Genomic DNA, 17,891 nt, shown 5'->3' with positions numbered 1-17,891 from the left:
ATGGCTTCCCCTCAAATGGAGAGGTGAGCCCGAACTTTTTCTTCATCCATCTGGTTGGTCTGCCCCTCCATGATAAGGGATCCATTTTCCATAAGATAAAAGTAATCGGCCAGACTTTGGGCAAACTCAAAATACTGCTCCACCAGCAACACCGAAACGCCCCGCTCCTTTTGAATACGGGTGATGGCTTCTTCAATCTCGATGATGATGGAGGGTTGGATCCCTTCTGTAGGCTCATCCAGGAGCAAAAGTTTGGGCTCCGCCACCAAAGCTCTGGCGATGGCCAGTTGCTGCTGCTGCCCACCGCTCAAATCCCCACCCAGCCGTTTAAGAAAAGAACGCAGAATTGGGAATAGGTCATAGACAAACTCAGGTATGATCCGTTCTCTGTCCGGTGCCGCTTCTAGCCCCACCAGCAGGTTTTCCTCAACCGTTAGGCGGGGAAATATCTCTCGACCTTGGGGTACATAGCCAATACCGGCGCGGGCTCGCCAATTGGGAGGGTAATGGTTGATAGGACGGCCCTCAAAAGCAATTTTGCCTGTGCAGTCTTTCAGAAGCCCCATCAGGGCTTTAAGCGTGGTGGTTTTGCCCATGCCATTGCGACCCAGAAGGCAGACCGCTTGGCCGGGAAAGATCTTAAAAGAGAGATCCTTCACAATTAAACTCTGACCATAGTAAACCCTCAAGTTGGAGACCTCCAGGAGAGGCCCGGATCCATCTCGGGATAAGTTTTGTGTTGCGGTCGCGTTTTCCGTATTCATAGGCCTGCGCATGAGTCGATTAGATACAGAACTATAGCCTCTTTGCTTAGTTTTTCCCCTTGTGGGATCCGAGATAGACCTCAATCACTCGCGGGTCGTTTTTCACATCCTCAAAGGTACCTTCGCACAGCACCGAGCCTTGGTGTAAAACGGTAACCTTGCGGGCAATTTGTCGGACAAACACCATGTCATGTTCGATCACCAAAATGGTGTGGCTTTGGGCTAAGGATTGAATTAACTCTCCTGTAGCTTCTGTTTCTTTGTCCGTCATCCCGGCCACGCATTCATCCAGCAGCAGCAAATCCGGATCTTGAGCAATCACCATGCCGATCTCCAGCCATTGCTTTTCTCCGTGGGAAAGCAGCCCTGCCGGAACCCGATCCTTACGGCTGAGGCCAATGGTTTCCAAAAGAGCATCCGTTTTTTCTCGCAGATGCTTTTTGCCAAGTAGGGTGGAAAAAACCCTTTTGTCAGGGTTGAGGGATAGCTCCAAGTTTTCTCGCACGCTCAAGTTTTGATAGACCCGCGGCGTCTGAAACTTGCGCCCAACACCCAAAATCGAGATCTCATGTTCCTTGAGCTTGGTCAGATCTTTTCCTTTAAACAGCACCCGGCCTCGAGTAGGCTTAACCTTGCCCGTCAGCACATCGAGAAACGTAGTCTTGCCTGCCCCATTGGGGCCGATGACCACCCGCAGCTCCCCTTCCTCCAGAGAGAAGTTCAGCCTGTCCAAAGCCTTGAAGCCATCAAAGCTGACGGTGAGATCCTGAGTTTGTAAAATTTGTCGGGTAGCGGTGGGAGCTGCAGTGAGCATAGGGATCACATCCAAGAACGGAAAGGCCAAAGGTCAAACCGGATTCTCAACCCATCAAATAAACCCATCAAATAGGAGAGGAAACTTGGCATCGCTGGCTCACCCATGGGATCCTCTTACCTTAAACTTATATCTTGCACATAACTGACATCCTCAAGAGAAAGCCAGATTTAGGCTGGAGAAGTATTTGCCAAGCGCCTGCGCCAAAGCTGGACAGTGACCCAAAGCTGCCTGCCTTGGGTGCGCACCCAACCCACCAGTCCATCCGGCAACACCAGCACCACCAGCAGGAACAATCCCCCTTGGAAAAACAACCAAATTTCGGGAAAATTTTCGCTCAGCAAGCTCTTGGCAAAGTTAACCAACAGAGCCCCCAGCACCGCCCCCACCAAACTGGCCCGACCGCCCACCGCCACCCAGATTACCATCTCAATGGAAAAGGGAACGGCCATCGCATTGGGAGAGATGATCCCAGTTTGCAAGGTAAACAAAGCTCCGGCAACACCCGCCAGGGCAGCAGACACGGCAAACACCAGCACTTTAAAGCCGGTGGGATCGTAGCCGGAAAAACGAACCCGCGGCTCGTCATCTCGAATGGCTACCAGGATCCGACCGAATAAGCCGCTGGTGAGCCAACGACAGAGAAGGTAAGCCAAAACCACCGCCAGAACTGTAGTGACATAGACAGCAAAGCGCATTTCGGACGAGTTGACATCTAGGCCAAACAAAGTCTGGAAGTTGGTCAGGCCGTTGGTGCCGTTGATTAAGCGCTGTTGGCCGTTGAAGAAGTTAAAGAAAATGATCGTGGTGGCCTGAGTTAGAATGGAGAAATAAACCCCTCGAATGCGATTTCTCACCACCAAATATCCCAGGGCTGCTGCCACCAAAGCCGGGATCAAGACCACAGCAACAGCCGTAAACGGAAACGAATAAAAGGGATACCAAAACCAGGGCAATTCCGTTACCCCGTAGAGGCTGAAAAACTCCGGTATCTGACCTTCCGGCAATTGCAATTTCAGGTGCATCCCCAGAGCGTAGCCCCCCAAGGCGAAGAACACCCCATGTCCCAGACTGAGCATGCCGGTATAGCCCCAGATGAGGTCGATCCCCAAAGCTACAATGCTGAGGGCCAGAAACCGCCCCAACAAGTTGAGCCGAAAGCCAGACAGCACAGTTGGGGCCACAAAGATCAAGGCCAGCACCAAAACGATGAGGATCCCGGCCTCCCACAGAAGCTTGCGAGAAGAATTGGGATCCCCACCCGCGACGGGAGCAGCCACTTCATGATCAGCACGGGGGGAATGAACCAGTTTCATAGGCTTTGTGAGGGAGTAGAAGATGGAGAGTCTGGTCCTAGAGTTTTCGCCAAGCGAGATCATTCCCTAGGCATCCACCATACGACCTTTTTCGGGGAAAAGGCCCCGAGGTCGCACCTGCAAAAAGGCCACGATCAAAGCAAAGACCATCACCTTGGCCATGCTCGTGGTGGCAAAAAAGTTGAGGGTATCGGTCAGGATGGGCACGTTGGGAAAAATCAAAGCCAGCGTCCCTGAGCCGATGACAAAGTTGGCAATCCCGATCCCAAGCGCCGCCACAATACTGCCTAAGAGCTTACCAACACCCCCCACGACGACCACCATAAAGGTATCCACGATGTAGTTCTGGCCGGTGTTCGGCCCAACGGATCCCAGCAGGCTGACCGCCACGCCGGCTACTCCCGCCAGACCCGAACCGATGGCAAAGGTAAGGGCATCCACCTTTTGCGTGGGGATCCCTACACAGGCGCTCATGGCCCGATTCTGGGTAACCGCCCGGATGCGCAGCCCCCAGCGGGTGCGTTGCAAGAAGAAGTACAGCCCCAGGATGCAGAAGACAGTGAGGGCGATGATAAACAGGCGGGTATTGGGCAAAAACAGGTTGCCCACCGGGATCCCACCCCCCAGCCACCGGGGAGCCGTCACGTCTTTGTTCTGGGCGCCGAACCAAGGCTGGGTAACCGCCAAAGCATAGGTTTGCGCCAGCACCCGCCCCCCCACCGATGCAATGGCCGTGGAGAGCACCAACAGCAGCGCCAGCGTCCACCCCTTGAGACGCGGCCAATCCGCCCGCCTGGACAAAAGCCACCAGCCGCCGAAAAAGAGCACCGCGAAGGCCCCCAAGCGGAAAGCCAGCACCCAATTGACGCTGCGCACAAACTGCTGCAGGATCAGGCTCACACCCCAAGTGGCCAGAAGGGTTTCCAGCGGTCGGCCATACAAAAAGCGGATCACCCCCCGCTCCAGGGCTAGTCCCACCAGAGCCGTGACGGCAAAGGCAGCTACCAAAGCTGGAAAGATGTACAGATCCCGCCAGGGATCCCCTAGGGGACGAAAGGCATTTTGAACCACAAAAGTGGTGTAGGCCCCCAACATCATCAGCTCCCCATGGGCCATGTTGATGACCCCCATGAGGCCGAAAACAATGGCCAAGCCCAGAGCGGCTATCAGCAAGACGGTGCCGATGCTAAGGCCGTTAAACAAGCTATCCAAGAGCAAGGTCATCGGCAGGGGATCCTCCTTCCAACTAAACTAGGGAGGCTAACCGAGCATCTAGGCGGGATCCCCAACCCTATCCAAACGGCAAGGGATCCCAGCCCTGGCCAGGACTAGCTGACTTTGTAGCGACCGCCCTTGGCCGGATCTGACCAATCGCAGGCAAAGCCCTTGGTCTCTGCCACAAACTGGTTCCAGGGCTGCGGCTCCACGGCATCCGTAGAAAAGATGACATCAAACAAACCGTCAGAGCGCACCTGGCCGATCCGCACATACTTGGTCAGGTGGTGATTGGTGTTCATGGTTACCAAGCCTTCAGGGGCATCGAAGGTCTGGCCGTAGGCTGCCTGCCGCACGGCGTCGATCTCCACCGTTCCCGCTTTTTCTGCCGCCTGCTTCCAGATGTAAACCATGATGTAGGCGGCTTCCATCGGGTCGTTGGTGACGCGGTTTTGGCCGTATTCTGCCTTGAAAGCTTCCACAAACTTCTTGTTGGCAGGCGTATCCACCGTCATAAAGTAGTTCCAGGCGGCAAAGTGCCCTTCCAAAAATTCGGGGCCAATGGCCTGCACCTCTTCTTCGGCAATGCTGACGGACATGGAAGGATAACGATCCGGCCCCAGCCCTGCCCCTTTCAGTTGTTTGAAAAAGGCCACGTTGCTGTCGCCATTCAAGCTGTTGTAGATCACACCGCCATTGGGAAGAGCGGCCCGGATCTTGCTGATGATGGGAGTAACTTCTGTGTTGCCCAAAGGCAGATAGTCTTCACCCACCACCTTGCCCCCCAGGGCTTCCAACTGGGCCTTGATGATGGTGTTGGCCGTGCGGGGGAACACGTAGTCGGATCCCACCAGGAAGAACTCTTTGCCCTTGTTCTTGAGCAGCCATTCCACCGAAGGCTCGATCTGCTGGTTGGGGGCAGCGCCGGTGTAGAAGATGTTTTTGGAGCACTCTTGTCCTTCGTACTGCACGGGATACCAGAGCAGGTGCTGCTTGGATTCAAACACCGGCAACACGGCTTTGCGACTGGCCGAAGTCCAGCATCCAAACACCGTTGCCACCTTGTCCACATCGATCAGTTTGGTGGCTTTCTCCGCAAAGGTTGGCCAATCGGAAGCCCCATCCTCGATAATCGGCTCGATCTGCTTGCCCAAAACCCCACCGGCGGCATTGATCTCTTTGATGGCCAGCTTTTCCGCATCCACCACGCTGGTTTCCGAAATGGCCATGGTGCCGCTAAGGGAGTGCAAAATGCCAACGCGGATGGTCTCTCCCTGGGCGTAGGCGGGCACGGATCGCTTCACCCAGATCTGCGGCCCTAGGGCAGCCCCGGCTCCGGCCAGAGCGCCCATTTTCAGCACTTGACGACGATTAAATGATAGAGCCATCGGTGATCTCCGAAACGAAGTGAGTGCAAAGGGTATTAAGAAGTCCAGTTGTTGCAGCAGCCCGGCCAACAGAGGGAAGCACTTAGCTCATCACCTCGCCCATGTGTTAAATTTGCCCAACTGCAGTCGGCTGAGGCTTTCACCGAATGCCTTCCCAACATCAACAGAGGAAAAGGCTAATCCTGCAGTCGAGAAAGCGTTGTGCATCCCTGTTGCCTTAACGTGTTCCATCAAACCCATTCAGCCCGGAGAGAATTGTATCGCGGGATACCTTTTCCCAGAATCCGAGCCCTTTCCCCACAGGCTGTAGGCAAAGGCAGGGATCCCTTGCTGCCGGCATAATAGGGGTTCTGGGGTCGAGAATTAGTTGAGAGTTAACAGCTTATGGTGCAGCAGGCCGGCTATGGATCTTGGCGATCCCCGATTACCGCTGACCTGGTGGTGACGGGATCCCTGCGCTTGGGACAGATGGTTTGGGATCAGGGGGATCTCTACTGGACGGAGGGTCGCCCGCAAGAAAAAGGGCGCAATGTGTTGATGCGGCGCTCTGCCGACGGGATCCTGGTGGAGCTGACACCGGCACCTTTCAATGTGCGGACACGAGTGCATGAGTATGGGGGTGGAGCTTATTGGGTGTCGGCAGGGGTAGTGTATTTTTGCAACTTCGCTGACCAACGGCTCTACCGCCTGCTGCCGGGTTCAGATCCCCAGCCCCTGACGGAAGCAGGCCCCTATCGCTATGCAGATGGGGTGGTGGATCGGGCGCGTGGACGCATCCTCTGTGTGCGGGAAGATCACAGCCGCCAGGGAGAGCCGGAAAACAGCCTTGTCTCGATTGACTTGGAAAGCGGATCCCAGCGCGTTTTGGCCTCTGGGCACAATTTCTATGCCAACCCTCGCCTCAGCCCCGATGGCCAGACCTTGGTATGGCTGACCTGGGATCACCCCCAAATGCCCTGGGACGGCACAGAGCTGTGGCGGTCTGAGGTGAACCCTGACGGCAGCTTGGGAGAACCTCAAAAGCTGGCCGGTGGCCCTGCCGAGTCGATCTTCCAGCCCCAGTGGTCACCGCAAGGGGATCTCTACTTTGTTTCCGATTGCAGCGGCTGGTGGAACCTCTATCGCTGGGATCCCCAGGGCCCCATTCCCCTCTGCCCTATGGAAGCGGAGTTTGGAGAGCCGCAGTGGGTGTTTGGCCTGAGCACCTACGGCTTTGCTGGGGATGGGCGCATTCTGGCCTGCTACCAACAGGGGGGTCTGTGCCATTTGGCCTACCTGGATCCCCAGTCGGGGCAACAGGAAGAGATCCCTTTGCCCTACACCGAGATCCACAATCTGCAGGTAAGTGGGGAAAAAGCCGCTTTCCTGGCCGGATCCCCGACGGAAGCCACTGCCTTGGTCTGCCTAGACTTACCCTCCAGCCAAGTGGAGGTGGTGGCCCGTTCTAGCAGCGTGGCGGTAGAGCCGGAGTACTTGTCGATCCCCGAACCCATCGCCTTTCCCACCTCAGGCGGGGCAGTGGCCTACGGTTTCTTCTATCCCCCCAAAAACCGCGACTTCGTGGCCCCTGCCGGCGAAAAACCGCCCCTGCTCGTGAAAAGCCACGGTGGGCCCACAGGGGCGACGGCAGCCGTGCTCGACCTGGGGATCCAATACTGGACCAGCCGCGGGATTGCCGTTTTGGATGTCAACTACCGCGGCAGCAGCGGCTATGGGCGGGCCTACCGGGAGGCCCTCAAGGGCCGCTGGGGCCTTGTGGACGTGGAAGATTGCATCGCTGGGGCCCAATTCTTGGCAGCCCAGGGCAAGGTGGACGGGGAGCGGCTGCTCATTCGCGGCGGCAGCGCCGGCGGCTACACCACCCTGGCGGCCCTGACGTTTCACACCGTCTTCAAGGCCGGCGCCAGCTACTACGGGGTGAGCGATCTAGAGGCCCTAGCCCAGGAGACCCACAAGTTTGAGTCCCACTACTTGGACAGCTTAATTGGCCCCTACCCGGAGCGGCGGGATCTCTACCGGGAGCGCTCTCCCATCCACCACCTGGAGGGTCTCAACTGCCCCGTTATCTTCTTTCAAGGCCTGGAGGACGCCATCGTCCCTCCCAACCAAGCAGAGAGGATGGTGGCTGCCCTGCAGGCCAAGGGGATCCCGGTGGCCTATGTCCCTTTTGCCGGTGAGCAGCACGGCTTTCGCCAGGCAGCCAACCTCAAACGGGCCCTGGAGGCAGAGCTTTATTTCTACGCCCAGATCCTAGGGTTTCCCTTGGCGGAGCTTATCGAGCCGGTTCCCATTGCCAACTGGCCTCCTCCTCGTTGAGGTTACTTGTCCTGGCTCAGCGCCTCCCCATTGGGTATCCTAGTCAAGGACGCTGGGGAAGGGAGGCATGCAGAGCAGAACAAGCCACCGGCAACTCTGGAGGCGATGGCTTGCCGCGACCTTAGCAGCAGGCGGAGTACTGGGCGGCGTCCTGTGGGGCTTTTACGCCTCCTCCTGGGCAGAACCTGTCGAGATGGCGGCGGCGCCTCCAGCACCCCTGAGCTCGACTTCTGGCGCCGCCTTTTTGCGCGCCTACAAAGCCCTGCAGGCCGGCCAAGCGCAAGCGGCCCTGGAGCACCTGCAGGGCTTGGAAGAAAAGCTGCCAGTTCTCACCGACGAGATCTGGAAGCTCAGGGCTCAGGCTTATGAAAAGCTGGGGGATCGAGAAACAGCCCGCCAGATCTGGTGGCCCAAGATCTTGCACGAGTATCCCCACAGCCCGGTGGCCGCCTACGCCCTCTGGGGAATGGGCCAGGTGGATCAGTTGCGGCGGCAATTTCCCACCCACCCCCTGACGGCCCGCGCCCTCAAGCACCTGCTGGAGCTGGATCCTGACCGGTATGACCTGCTGCGGGATCTGGCCTTGCACCACCCGCAAACCCCTGGGTTAACGCCGCTGCTGGATCGCTGGCGGCAAGCCCAAGAGGGATCCCTCACGGCCTCCGATTGGCAGATCCTGGCCGATGCCTATTGGGAGCAGCGGGAGTACGGCAAAGCCGCCCGCGCCTACGGGCGTGCCCCCACCACCTCTCGCAATCTCTACCGCCAGGGGCGCAGCCACCAGATCTCGCGGGAGTTTCCCCAGGCCAAAGCGGCTTACCAAGCGCTGCTGGCACAGTTTCCCGATGGGCCAGAGGCTTCTCTCACCCGCCGCCGTTTGGCGGAACTGAGCGACCTGCCGACGGCGATCGACTTGCTTCGCCAGGTGGGATCCGGCTCGGATAGAGAAGCTCCAGAAGCGTTGCTCAGCCTCAGCCAACTGTATGACCGCAACGGCAGCCCGCAATCGGCCCAGGCGGTGCGGCAGACCCTTTGGGAGCGCTTCCCAGTCAGCGAAGCCGCGGCCACCGCCGCCTGGACGGTGGCTTGGCGCCAGGCGCAAACGGGCAATCTCAGCCAAGCCATTGCTCTAGCCCAGCAGATTGGCTTGGCCCAGCGGGATACGGAAATGGGGGCGCAACTGCTCTACTGGGCCGGCAAATGGCGGGAACGGCTGGGGGAGGTGGCTGCGGCGCGGCAAACCTATCAGCAGGTGCTGCGGCAGTTTCCCCACACCTACTACGCCTGGCGGGCGGCGGCGCAACTGGGCTGGCCAGTAGGAGATTTCTCCAGCGGCCGCCAAAGGGTTGAGGTGGATTTTCAGCCCGTTCGCCAACCTTTGCCCGCCGTTTCCGAGGCTACCCAGACCCTGCATCTCATTGGCGCTGGCCAACTGGCCTGGGAGCGCTGGCAGGGGGAAATGGCTCTGCTGCAACGGGATCCCGGCCAGATGAGCGTGGCCGAGCGCTTTGCCAGCGGCATTTTGCGCAACAACGCCGGCGAGCACCTGCGGGGCATCAACCAGGTGGCTGCCCTGCGCTTTAGCGCCGAGCCCGACCCGCTGCTGCCGACCCTGAGACAGCGCCAGGATTTCTGGCAGGCCATCTACCCGCTGCACTACTACGCCAGCCCAGAAAACACCTGGGAAAGGGATCCCTACGCCCAGCCCGGCCTGGCCCGCTGGTCGCGGCAATTTAACCTCAATCCCTTGATGGTGGCGGCCCTGATCCGCCAGGAATCCCGCTTTGAGCCAGAGATCGTCTCGGCCTCGGGAGCGCTGGGCCTGATGCAGGTGATGCCTGCCACCGGCCGCTGGATTGCCCAAAAAATCGGCCTAGCCCAGTACAGCCTCACCAACCCCGCCGACAATCTTCACCTGGGATCCTGGTACTTCGACTACACCCACCGCACCTACCAAGACAACACCCTCCTGGCCCTGGCCAGCTACAACGGCGGCCCCGGCAACGTGGCCAGGTGGCTGAGCCGCTTCGGCTTTGAGGATCCCGATGAATTTGTGGAGCAGATCCCCTTCGCCGAAACCCGTGGCTATGTCAAGTCTGTCTTTGGCAACTACTGGAACTACTGGCAGCTCTACACCCAAGAGGGGCGCACCTTGGTCAGCCAGCGCCTGCAACCGCACCTGTCAAATGATTGACGTTCTCCCCAGCCCCAAGGGGCGGGAATTCTTTCTTGCTCATCGCGAGCTACGCAGACGTACCGGTGAGATTGCCACCGCACGCCTCCTTCTTTCCCCCCCGTATACGGAGGGATGAAAGAGGGCGCGGGGCCTGCGCCGCCAAGGTTTTGGTCAAACTAGTGTCCAACCTGAGCGAGAGGCTGGAGGGTAGCCTCCGGCGCGATCTGTTGGCCAGCAGGCTCACAGCTCTTCTAGAGCTAGCGTCGGGAGGAGGTCAGCCTTTCCCCCAGCAACTGCACCGAGTAGGCCGCCAGCCCCAAGCCCACCATGAAAAACATGAAGGCGATCAGGGAAACGGATCCCACCAGCAGGTAGCGCACCAGAATGCTGATCCCCCGCGCCAGGGATCCGCTTTCCAGGTCGATGGGCGGCAACTTGGCCAGCATCGAGAGCAGCAATTGTAGGAACCCATAGCCCAAACTGGCAGCAAAGGCAGCCCCCAAGAGGGCGCTGAGGGGATGGGGGGAGGACGGCATGGGGCAGCACCGGAAAACTCACCCTTATTGTAGGCTCCAGGTACAATATGAGCGTTTGTCCTGAGAACGAAATGATGGGGAGCGGGTCTGAAGCAGTTTCCCACTACGAAGTGTTGGGGGTTTCGGTGCTGGCGACGGCAGCGGAGATCAAGTCTGCCTATCGCCGTTTGGTCAAGTACCACCATCCCGACAGCCTGCTGGCCAAAAAAGACGGGGCTGCTGCTGAACGCATTCGCCAGATCAACGCCGCCTACGCGGTGCTCAAGGATCCGCAAGCCCGCCGCGAGTACGACCGACAACTGCGCGCTAGCTGGGCCTCGCGCCACCCTCAGCCGACGGGCTCCCCCTCGGAGACGGTCAGCCAGGAGGCTATTGCCCGCGAAGCCTGGATTCGGCAGGTCTACACTCCTCTGAACCGAGTTTTGGGGCCTTTACTGTCTTCTCTCAAGCCGCAGTTAAATGCCTTAGCGGCAGATCCTTTTGATCCCGATTTGCTGGAGGCCTTTGGCCTGTATCTGGAGGAGTGTACGCAGAAACTGGCCCAAGCTCAGCAGATCTTTCGCCGCCTTCCCAATCCCAGCAGCCTAGGGGGGGTGGCTTCTCGCCTCTACTATGCCCTCAACCACTTGGAAGATGCCCTGGAGGAGCTGAGCTATTTCCCGCTGAACTTTGACGATCGCCACCTGCACACTGGGCAAGAGCTGTTTCGGCGGGCGGAAGGGTTGCGTCGAGAAGCCATAGACACCTACGCCCAGAGTTCGCCCTAGCGAGACCCGCCGCCGGGTGGAGAGGGGCGGGAATCGTAGGGGGTGGGAATGTACTGCACGGAAGGACGGCCCATGCTGGCCTGGGGGTACAAGTCCATCAGGGCGTAGATCTGGGGCGGCAACTCGGTGGAGATGGGCAGGCCCAGCTCCCGCGCTTCTTCAGCCGTAATCGGGTAGTCGTGGGTCACCCGCCCGCTGGTCAGGGCCTGGATGAGGGGCTCGATGCGTTCGGGGGCAATTTTGCGCTTGGGCACATCGTCCTTGAGCAGCTCCCGCACAAAGTTCTGCACCTGGTGCATCGCCTTGCGGGCCAGATCTGCCAGGATCAGAGTCTGGTCGTCGATCTCGGCAATGGGCTTTTCCGCCACCACCTGCAGAATACTGGCCGCAGCATAGCCGCCCAACTGGGGATCCACCGGCCCCAGCACCGCATTGGCATCCATGACAATTTCATCGGCGGCCAAGGCCAGCATCGTCCCCCCCGACATGGCGTAGTGGGGCACAAACACTGTCACTTTGGCCGGATGGCGGATCAGGGCGCGGGCAATTTGCTCGGTGGCCAGCACCAGGCCGCCAGAGGTGTGCAGAATCAAATCAATGGGGGTGTTGGGCGGGGTGAGGCGGATCGCCCGCAAAACCTGCTCCGAGTCCTCGATGCTGATGTAGCGGGAAACCGGGATCCCCAAAAAACTAATCGACTCCTGGCGGTGGATGAGCAAAATCACCCGGCTGCCCCGCTTCTGCTCCAACTCCCGGATCGCCAACAAACGGCGAAACTCCTGGGCGCGACGGTTCAACAGGGGTTGCAACGAGCTGAAGATCAAAAAAATCCAAAATAGGCTGCCCCAGTCCACTTTCGCGCCTCAAGCGGGATCCCTTTGCCTCCAGCATAGAGGATACGGAACCTCTGGTGATCTGCAGGCCTCACGCGTTGGGTTCAGACGCCGCAAAAAAGCGATCCAAGGCCCGCAGCAAATCCGGTACAGAAGTTTGGTTAATCCAGGAGCGAATGTAAGCCCGCTGCTCCGCCAAGTTTTCAAGACGGCCCAGCTTTTGCATGGCCAAAAGGCGGCTTTCTGCCTCGGCGCGGTTGATTTGTAAGTCCAGCCGCTGCTCCGGGGTGAGGGGATGCTCTGTCTGGGCCAACAGGTGATCGGCCACCATCAGGAACACCAGAGGCCCCGCCAGCTCCACCTGAGACTCGGCTTCCGGCTCAGAATCGGCCCCGGCGAGATCCTGGAGATCTTGAAAGAGATCCTGCCCCAGTTGCAGCAGCTCTTCTGCTGAGGCAGCCCGCAGCGCTGTCTCCGCAGCAGCCCGCAGCGGCTCTGGGGAAACCTTGTGGCGAGCGGCCAATTCTGCCAGGGCCTGTTCCCATTGATCCCGTTGGGCTTGCAACACAGCTTTCTCTTGCGGAGAAAAATCCAGCCGCTCCAGCAACACCTGCAAAGCCACAGCCCCCACCAACAGGGGCGGAAAGCGCAACAGGGTAGAGCCGGATCCCGCCTGCTCCAAAAAGGCTTCCAAATCGGGGCCGGATCCCCTGTCCAACAAATCCTGCAGGTAGGCCAGCACCTGCGGCGGCGAAGTCAGCCTCAGGATCCCTCGGGCGTGCGCCCGCAACTCTGCCGGGATCCCAAGGGTTTGCAATTGGGCTTCCGCCCGCGCTTGCGCTTCCGCAATCACCTCTGGCAAATCCGCCGTCGCCTGACCGGCCTGTAAGAGAACCTGGCTGGTGTCCTGCAGCAAGCTGGCCGCCTCCACAAACAGCAGCAACTGAGGGATCCGCAGCGTCGGCAAGACCATGTTAACTAAGCCTCAGATCCGCAGCGGATCCCGCAGATTCTGGATCGGCTGGCGCAGCGGAACGGGTTGGCCCGTTGGGCTTGTGCCAGTGCAGGCCAATCAGCGCGTCGTACAAAAAGCTCCAAAACTCCCCTCTCTCCCAGATCCCCAGCGTTTGCTGGCAGTTACGCGCGTCCAGCTCAGGTTTGGCCGCCCAGTAGGCCGCCTGATACTTGTACCAGGGAACCGAGGGCCAGAGATGGTGGATCAAGTGATAGTTTTGCCCCAGCAGCAGAATATTGGTCAGCCAGCCAGGGTAAACCCTGGCGTTGTACCACCGCTCTTGGGATTGAAAAGGGCGATGGGGCAGATAGTCGAAAAACAGGCCCAACAAGAAGCCCATAATAAAGGCGGGGGGCAGCCAATAGTTCATGATGTAGTCGGTGTAGCCAAAGTGAATGGCCAGCGCAAACGTTAGGATCACCACCAGCCGACTCAGCCCCCATTGCAGCAGATCCCAGCGACCTTTGCGCCAGAGCTGCCGCTTGAAGAAAAACACCTCATGGTAGAAAAAGCGCGGCGCAATTAGCCACAGCGGCCCGCCCGTAGACACATAGTGATCGGGATCGTCTTCGGGATGGTTGACGTGGGCATGGTGTTGCATGTGCACCCGCTTAAAGACCGGATAGACAAAGCCCTGTAACAGGGCAGAGCCATGGCCCAGCGCCTCGTTTAAAAAGCGGTTGCGGTGGGCCGAGCCGTGCGAGGCATCGTGGATCACTGTGCCCAGAACATACAGGGCGACAAAATTCAGCCAAAACACCAGCCAGCGGGGCCAATGCCAAAAGGCGTACCCGCCAAAGCAAGAGGCCGAAAGCGCCACCGCCGCCAAAAACATCAGCAGGGTGGGATTCCAAAATTCTGGCGGCGGCCCCAACAGCTCACGGGGTAACGCAAAAGGCTTGGGATCCGGTTGCGGAGTCGCAGCAGCAGTCATCGGCAGCCATCCTTGGGTGTGCACAGCGCAGACGGTGAGGATGGATTAAGGCAACAAAGCCAGGTCATCACCTCAAAAGCGGGGGAAGAGAACAATTTGTTAACTTTCGTTAGTATACGGCAGAGAGCTGCTCCCCTCGTTGGCCCAGGCCGGATTTTTCTTGCCAACTCCAGCCCGTCTCGACCGTTCCCGGCGAGGGGTAGATCGGCCATGAGGCCAGAAGAAGCCACAGTGTGAGGTTTTGTTGCGGCCTCTGTTGCAATTCATGTGGGGATCCCTTTGGGAGTTGCGGAATGGGGGTAATCTAGGGGGCGGTTAACCTGAGCTGAGGAGGAAAACCATGCTGCCCATTGTTGCGCCGTTGGCTATGACTGCCCAAACCAGCCCTTGGTCTCCCCTGAGCGCGGTGATTATCCTGCTCTGCACAGGGCTGGCCTACCTAAGCTTCAAGTCCTCTTCGGGTGTGGCTTCAGAAACCGGGCCTGTGTTGGGGATGACCTGGCCGGAAGTGCTGGGGGTCGCCAGCTTCGGCCATCTGCTGGGCGTGGGGGTGATCTTGGGCCTCTCCAATATGGGGGTTCTCTGAGGCATTTTCCGTTTACATTTCTTGACCTTAGCGGGAATCTCCGCCCGGCAATGTTAAACTCTCTATCAATCCTGAAAAAGAGCAGTTTCTCCAGCTCCACTTCCTTCTTGTCGAGGTTTGTTGTCATGCCTGCGATGATGCTCCTGGCGGCTTTGCCAGAAGGCTATGAGTTGTTCGATCCCCTGATCGACATTTTGCCGATTATCCCCGTTTTGTTTTTCCTGCTGGCTTTTGTTTGGCAGGCGGCGGTGGGCTTTAAGTGAAGCCCTCGGAATCTGCGATTGGCAACTACGGACTTTGGGACTGCTTTTGCTTACCCCTCTTGTTCTGGCGGGGGGGTAGTTTTAGTTGGGGCAGGTTTGGGGCAGGCCGCTGCGCCGCAGGCCTGATTCTCTGCCTTGCAAAGCTGAGACTGGCTGGCTGGGGTTCAGGGCTCGCGGTCGAGGGCGCCGGTAATCCAGAGCACCCCTGCCAAGCAGACGAAGTGGGCAAAGGTAACGTTGATATTGGCAGCCAGCAGCAGCACTCCTGCCGTCTGGGTGCTCAGCGTGCGGGTAAACAGCCGCACCAGCAGCTCTCCCACCTGCGCCTCCATAGCGATGAGGGCCAAGAAAGCGCCGGTCAGGCTGACATAGGTAACCCATTGCAACTGCTTGGGCAGATCCAACTGGCTTGGGGTAGCGGCGGATACTGAGCGGCGCTCCGCCTGGAGCAGGTAGCGCCAGTTAAAGAAGAGACCGGCTGCCAGGGTTAGAAGGGTAAACAGGGTAAACCAGAAGGCGATAAAGGCCCCCGTCGAGTCGTCGCGATAGAGGGTATTCTGGCCAACCAAAAATCCCAGCCAGAGCAGCAGAGCTGTTGCCCCCAGAACCGCCTGAAACCAGAACCCGAAGCGGCGCGTCAGGCGCAAGCGAGACTTCATGCGCTCGACAGCCACCCGTACTGACGGCGACATAGGCTCGTTCATCGCTCTCCCCCCGCTCTCTACGGACGAGCACTGACCTCCGCTTCCAGCCTACCGCTATCTTCCGTCCTCCGTCACATCCAGGCCAAAGCGCTGCAGGGGATCCAAGGGGGGTTAGGGTTTGGGGCTAGGGCTCACGCTGGGATCCCCGCTTTGCAGGCGCAGGATTTCGGCTTCGATGCGATGTCGGAGGGTTTTGCCTTCTTCGGAGCGAATCCACAAGGTAATGCGGTTGTATTCGGGCACGGTCATGCCGTGGCGGGTGATGATCTCGGTGGCGGTGCGAATGAACTCCCGCCGGATTTGATCTTTGCTGGCCGGATCCGCGGTGGCCTGGGAGCGCTGCTGGGCCTGTTGTCGGTGGGGCTCCATCTCCAGGACGATGCGGGCGTACTTGGCGACCTGTTCATCGGTCAAAACCAGAGAGGTGGCCGGGGTTTGGGCTACGGCAAGGGAAATGCCCAAGACAGGGATCCAAGTACAGGCCCAGATCAGGCCCACCAGCCCTTTTTGGGCCAAGTTGGGCATGGAGAATGCTGTCCACCGTCTCCGACTTGCTTGACCTGACACCGCTGCTATCTCCCCACCCGATAACTGGTCTTCAACAGGGTTGCTGGCGCTTTTGGGATCCTCCCTACTTTGGTGTAGCTCTCGCCTTTACCCAGCTTCAACCCACTCCGGGTATAGGCTCTGATGCTATCTGTTTTTCCCGGCAAAAGGCCAGGGATCCCAGAGCCTGCTTTTTATTTGACCGAAAAGCGGCCTTGAGGTTCCTGGTGCGGCCTTTCCATCTCTTTCCTGCCCATCTCGACGGCCCAGGGGGAGTGGCCTCTGGGATAATGGGGGTAGATGCTCGTTGTTGCCTCTATGAACTTGGAACGTCGCCCGGTTTTCCCGTTTACCGCCATTGTCGGCCAGGAGGAGATGAAGTTGGCCCTGCTCCTCAACGTCATCGATCCCCGCATCGGCGGGGTGCTGATCATGGGGGATCGCGGCACGGGCAAGTCCACCACCATCCGCGCCTTGGCCGATCTGCTGCCCCAGATCGAGGTTGTCAAGGGGGATCCGTTCAACAGCCACCCGCGGCAGCGGGATCTGATGAGCGACCAGGTGTGGGAGCGCCTGCAGGCGGGGGAAACCCTGGAAACCACCTGGATCCAGGTGCCGATGGTGGATCTGCCCCTGGGAGCCACGGAAGACCGGGTCTGCGGCACTCTCGACATCGAGCGCGCCTTGTCTCAGGGGGTGAAGGCTTTTGAGCCGGGGCTCTTGGCCAAGGCCAACCGCGGCATCCTCTACGTGGACGAGGTCAACCTCCTGGACGACCACCTGGTGGATGTCTTGCTGGATGCGGCGGCCTCTGGCTGGAACACGGTGGAGCGGGAAGGGATTTCCATTCGCCACCCGGCCCGCTTTGTCCTGGTGGGATCCGGCAACCCTGAAGAGGGAGAATTGCGGCCCCAACTCTTGGATCGCTTCGGCATGTTTGTCCGCATCGAGACGGTGCGGGATCCGGCCCTGCGAGTGCAGATCGTGGAGGAGCGCAGCCAGTTCGACGCCGACCCCCAGGCTTTTCTGGCCAAATACGCCGAGGCCCAGCAGCGCCTGCGGGAGCGCATTGAAAAGGCCCAGCACCTCTTGCCGACTGTGATGGTGGATCCTGAGTTGCGCCTGAAGATCTCCGGCGTGTGTGCGGCGCTGGAGGTGGATGGGCTGCGGGGCGATATCGTCACCAACCGGGCAGCCAAGGCGTTGGCAGCTCTGGAGGGGCGCAGCGAGGTCACCGTTGCCGATATTCGCCGGGTCATCAGCTTGTGTTTGCGCCACCGCCTGCGCAAGGATCCGCTGGAAACCATCGACTCCGGCTACAAGGTCGAGAAGGCCTTTAGCGAGGTGTTTCAGGTGAGCCTGGAGAGCGCCGCTTAGCTCTCACCCCCAGCCCCTCTCCCCCTGGGAGAGCATGACTCTAGTCAATGATACGCTGGACTATACTGAAAATAATGTACAATATGTTCAGTATGGCTGCTTGGTATGGCTAGATATGTAAAACCGAGAGAAGCGGCGGATTATTTTGGGGTGTGTCTCCACACTTTGAGGCGATGGGAACAGAAGGGCTGGATCCATGCAGTACGTACACCATCCGGTAGGGCGAGAAGGTATGACCTCGACAGCTACATTGGCCTCCGGCCCGCTGACGCGAACAGAGCGCCCAAGAAGGACAAACGAGTCGTTTTGTACGCCCGAGTCAGCAGTCGAGGGCAGAAACC

The 17,891-nt window shown here is 59.0% G+C and carries 18 protein-coding genes; 7 read left to right on the top strand and 11 right to left on the bottom strand.

Translation table 11 applies throughout. The features are described 5' to 3' along the window. Positions 1 to 11: 11 nt before the first annotated feature. The 5 genes from urtE to urtA all read right to left on the bottom strand — a co-directional run bounded on the left by urtE (position 12) and on the right by urtA (position 5,497). Positions 12 to 776, bottom strand: a complete 765-nt coding sequence (gene urtE / locus SYN65AY6A5_RS01985; RefSeq protein WP_099835833.1) for an urea ABC transporter ATP-binding subunit UrtE — start codon at positions 774 to 776, stop codon at positions 12 to 14. A 34-nt stretch (positions 777 to 810) separates the two neighbouring features. After that, positions 811 to 1,578 carry an urea ABC transporter ATP-binding protein UrtD gene (urtD, locus tag SYN65AY6A5_RS01980; RefSeq protein WP_011433599.1) on the bottom strand — a complete coding sequence of 256 codons (768 nt, stop codon included), beginning with the start codon at positions 1,576 to 1,578 and terminating at the stop codon, positions 811 to 813. Between the two features lie 170 nt (positions 1,579 to 1,748). Then, positions 1,749 to 2,957 (bottom strand): urea ABC transporter permease subunit UrtC, encoded by a 1,209-nt coding sequence (urtC, locus tag SYN65AY6A5_RS01975; protein ID WP_099813056.1) that lies wholly within the window; start codon positions 2,955 to 2,957, stop codon positions 1,749 to 1,751. 3 nt (positions 2,958 to 2,960) lie between these two features. After that, positions 2,961 to 4,118 (bottom strand): urea ABC transporter permease subunit UrtB, encoded by a 1,158-nt coding sequence (gene urtB / locus SYN65AY6A5_RS01970; protein ID WP_099813055.1) that lies wholly within the window; start codon positions 4,116 to 4,118, stop codon positions 2,961 to 2,963. Positions 4,119 to 4,222: 104 nt separating this feature from the next. Continuing rightward, positions 4,223 to 5,497 carry an urea ABC transporter substrate-binding protein gene (gene urtA / locus SYN65AY6A5_RS01965; protein ID WP_011433602.1) on the bottom strand — a complete coding sequence of 425 codons (1,275 nt, stop codon included), beginning with the start codon at positions 5,495 to 5,497 and terminating at the stop codon, positions 4,223 to 4,225. 384 nt (positions 5,498 to 5,881) lie between these two features. Between urtA and SYN65AY6A5_RS01960 the strand changes: the two genes are divergently transcribed. Together SYN65AY6A5_RS01960 and SYN65AY6A5_RS01955 are read left to right on the top strand one after the other, a co-directional pair. Beyond that, the gene (locus tag SYN65AY6A5_RS01960) at positions 5,882 to 7,813 is read left to right on the top strand and encodes a S9 family peptidase (RefSeq protein WP_099813054.1); all 1,932 of its coding nucleotides are present in this window, start codon (positions 5,882 to 5,884) and stop codon (positions 7,811 to 7,813) included. A 193-nt stretch (positions 7,814 to 8,006) separates the two neighbouring features. Next, entirely contained in the window at positions 8,007 to 10,007 is a 2,001-nt protein-coding gene (locus SYN65AY6A5_RS01955) for a transglycosylase SLT domain-containing protein (protein WP_240530964.1), read from the top strand. Between the two features lie 239 nt (positions 10,008 to 10,246). Here the strand turns inward: SYN65AY6A5_RS01955 and SYN65AY6A5_RS01950 are convergent, their stop codons facing one another. Continuing rightward, entirely contained in the window at positions 10,247 to 10,525 is a 279-nt protein-coding gene (locus SYN65AY6A5_RS01950) for a DUF3082 domain-containing protein (protein WP_011430747.1), read from the bottom strand. A 47-nt stretch (positions 10,526 to 10,572) separates the two neighbouring features. On the opposite strand from SYN65AY6A5_RS01950, the gene SYN65AY6A5_RS01945 reads away from it, so the two are divergent. Then, the gene (locus SYN65AY6A5_RS01945) at positions 10,573 to 11,292 is read left to right on the top strand and encodes a DnaJ domain-containing protein (RefSeq protein ID WP_240527848.1); all 720 of its coding nucleotides are present in this window, start codon (positions 10,573 to 10,575) and stop codon (positions 11,290 to 11,292) included. Here the strand turns inward: SYN65AY6A5_RS01945 and SYN65AY6A5_RS01940 are convergent. The 3 genes from SYN65AY6A5_RS01940 to SYN65AY6A5_RS01930 all read right to left on the bottom strand — a co-directional run bounded on the left by SYN65AY6A5_RS01940 (position 11,289) and on the right by SYN65AY6A5_RS01930 (position 14,074). Beyond that, entirely contained in the window at positions 11,289 to 12,146 is an 858-nt protein-coding gene (locus tag SYN65AY6A5_RS01940; protein ID WP_099813052.1) for a hypothetical protein, read from the bottom strand. The two genes, SYN65AY6A5_RS01945 and SYN65AY6A5_RS01940, sit on opposite strands and share 4 nt — an antisense overlap. Before the next feature lie 70 nt (positions 12,147 to 12,216). After that, positions 12,217 to 13,098 (bottom strand): hypothetical protein, encoded by an 882-nt coding sequence (locus SYN65AY6A5_RS01935; RefSeq protein WP_099883784.1) that lies wholly within the window; start codon positions 13,096 to 13,098, stop codon positions 12,217 to 12,219. A 1-nt stretch (position 13,099) separates the two neighbouring features. Then, positions 13,100 to 14,074: a fatty acid desaturase gene (locus SYN65AY6A5_RS01930; protein ID WP_011430751.1), complete on the bottom strand. Its 975-nt coding sequence runs from the start codon at positions 14,072 to 14,074 to the stop codon at positions 13,100 to 13,102. 340 nt (positions 14,075 to 14,414) lie between these two features. On the opposite strand from SYN65AY6A5_RS01930, the gene psaK reads away from it, so the two are divergent. Both psaK and SYN65AY6A5_RS01920 read left to right on the top strand, forming a co-directional pair. Further along, complete coding sequence (psaK, locus tag SYN65AY6A5_RS01925) at positions 14,415 to 14,660, top strand: photosystem I reaction center subunit PsaK (RefSeq protein WP_011430752.1); 246 nt, start codon at positions 14,415 to 14,417, stop codon at positions 14,658 to 14,660. Positions 14,661 to 14,785: 125 nt separating this feature from the next. Next, the gene (locus SYN65AY6A5_RS01920) at positions 14,786 to 14,923 is read left to right on the top strand and encodes a photosystem II reaction center protein K (RefSeq protein WP_011430753.1); all 138 of its coding nucleotides are present in this window, start codon (positions 14,786 to 14,788) and stop codon (positions 14,921 to 14,923) included. A 164-nt stretch (positions 14,924 to 15,087) separates the two neighbouring features. On the opposite strand, the gene SYN65AY6A5_RS01915 is transcribed toward SYN65AY6A5_RS01920, so the two are convergent. Continuing rightward, on the bottom strand, positions 15,088 to 15,627 hold the full coding sequence (locus tag SYN65AY6A5_RS01915; RefSeq protein ID WP_099813050.1) for a DUF3611 family protein: 540 nt from the start codon (positions 15,625 to 15,627) through the stop codon (positions 15,088 to 15,090). 111 nt (positions 15,628 to 15,738) lie between these two features. After that, entirely contained in the window at positions 15,739 to 16,152 is a 414-nt protein-coding gene (locus SYN65AY6A5_RS01910) for a DUF4168 domain-containing protein (RefSeq protein ID WP_011430755.1), read from the bottom strand. 339 nt (positions 16,153 to 16,491) lie between these two features. On the opposite strand from SYN65AY6A5_RS01910, the gene bchI reads away from it, so the two are divergent. Both bchI and SYN65AY6A5_RS01900 read left to right on the top strand, forming a co-directional pair. Further along, positions 16,492 to 17,550 (top strand): magnesium chelatase ATPase subunit I, encoded by a 1,059-nt coding sequence (bchI, locus tag SYN65AY6A5_RS01905; protein WP_011430756.1) that lies wholly within the window; start codon positions 16,492 to 16,494, stop codon positions 17,548 to 17,550. Between the two features lie 105 nt (positions 17,551 to 17,655). Then, positions 17,656 to 17,891, top strand: a 236-nt coding sequence (locus SYN65AY6A5_RS01900; protein WP_143597124.1) for a MerR family DNA-binding transcriptional regulator, incomplete at its 3' end; no start/stop codon positions are given.

The sequence above is a fragment of the Synechococcus sp. 65AY6A5 genome, assembly GCF_002760415.1.
Classification (GTDB): Bacteria; Cyanobacteriota; Cyanobacteriia; order Thermostichales; family Thermostichaceae; genus Thermostichus.
This window is presented reverse-complemented; position numbering and strand designations above follow the sequence as displayed.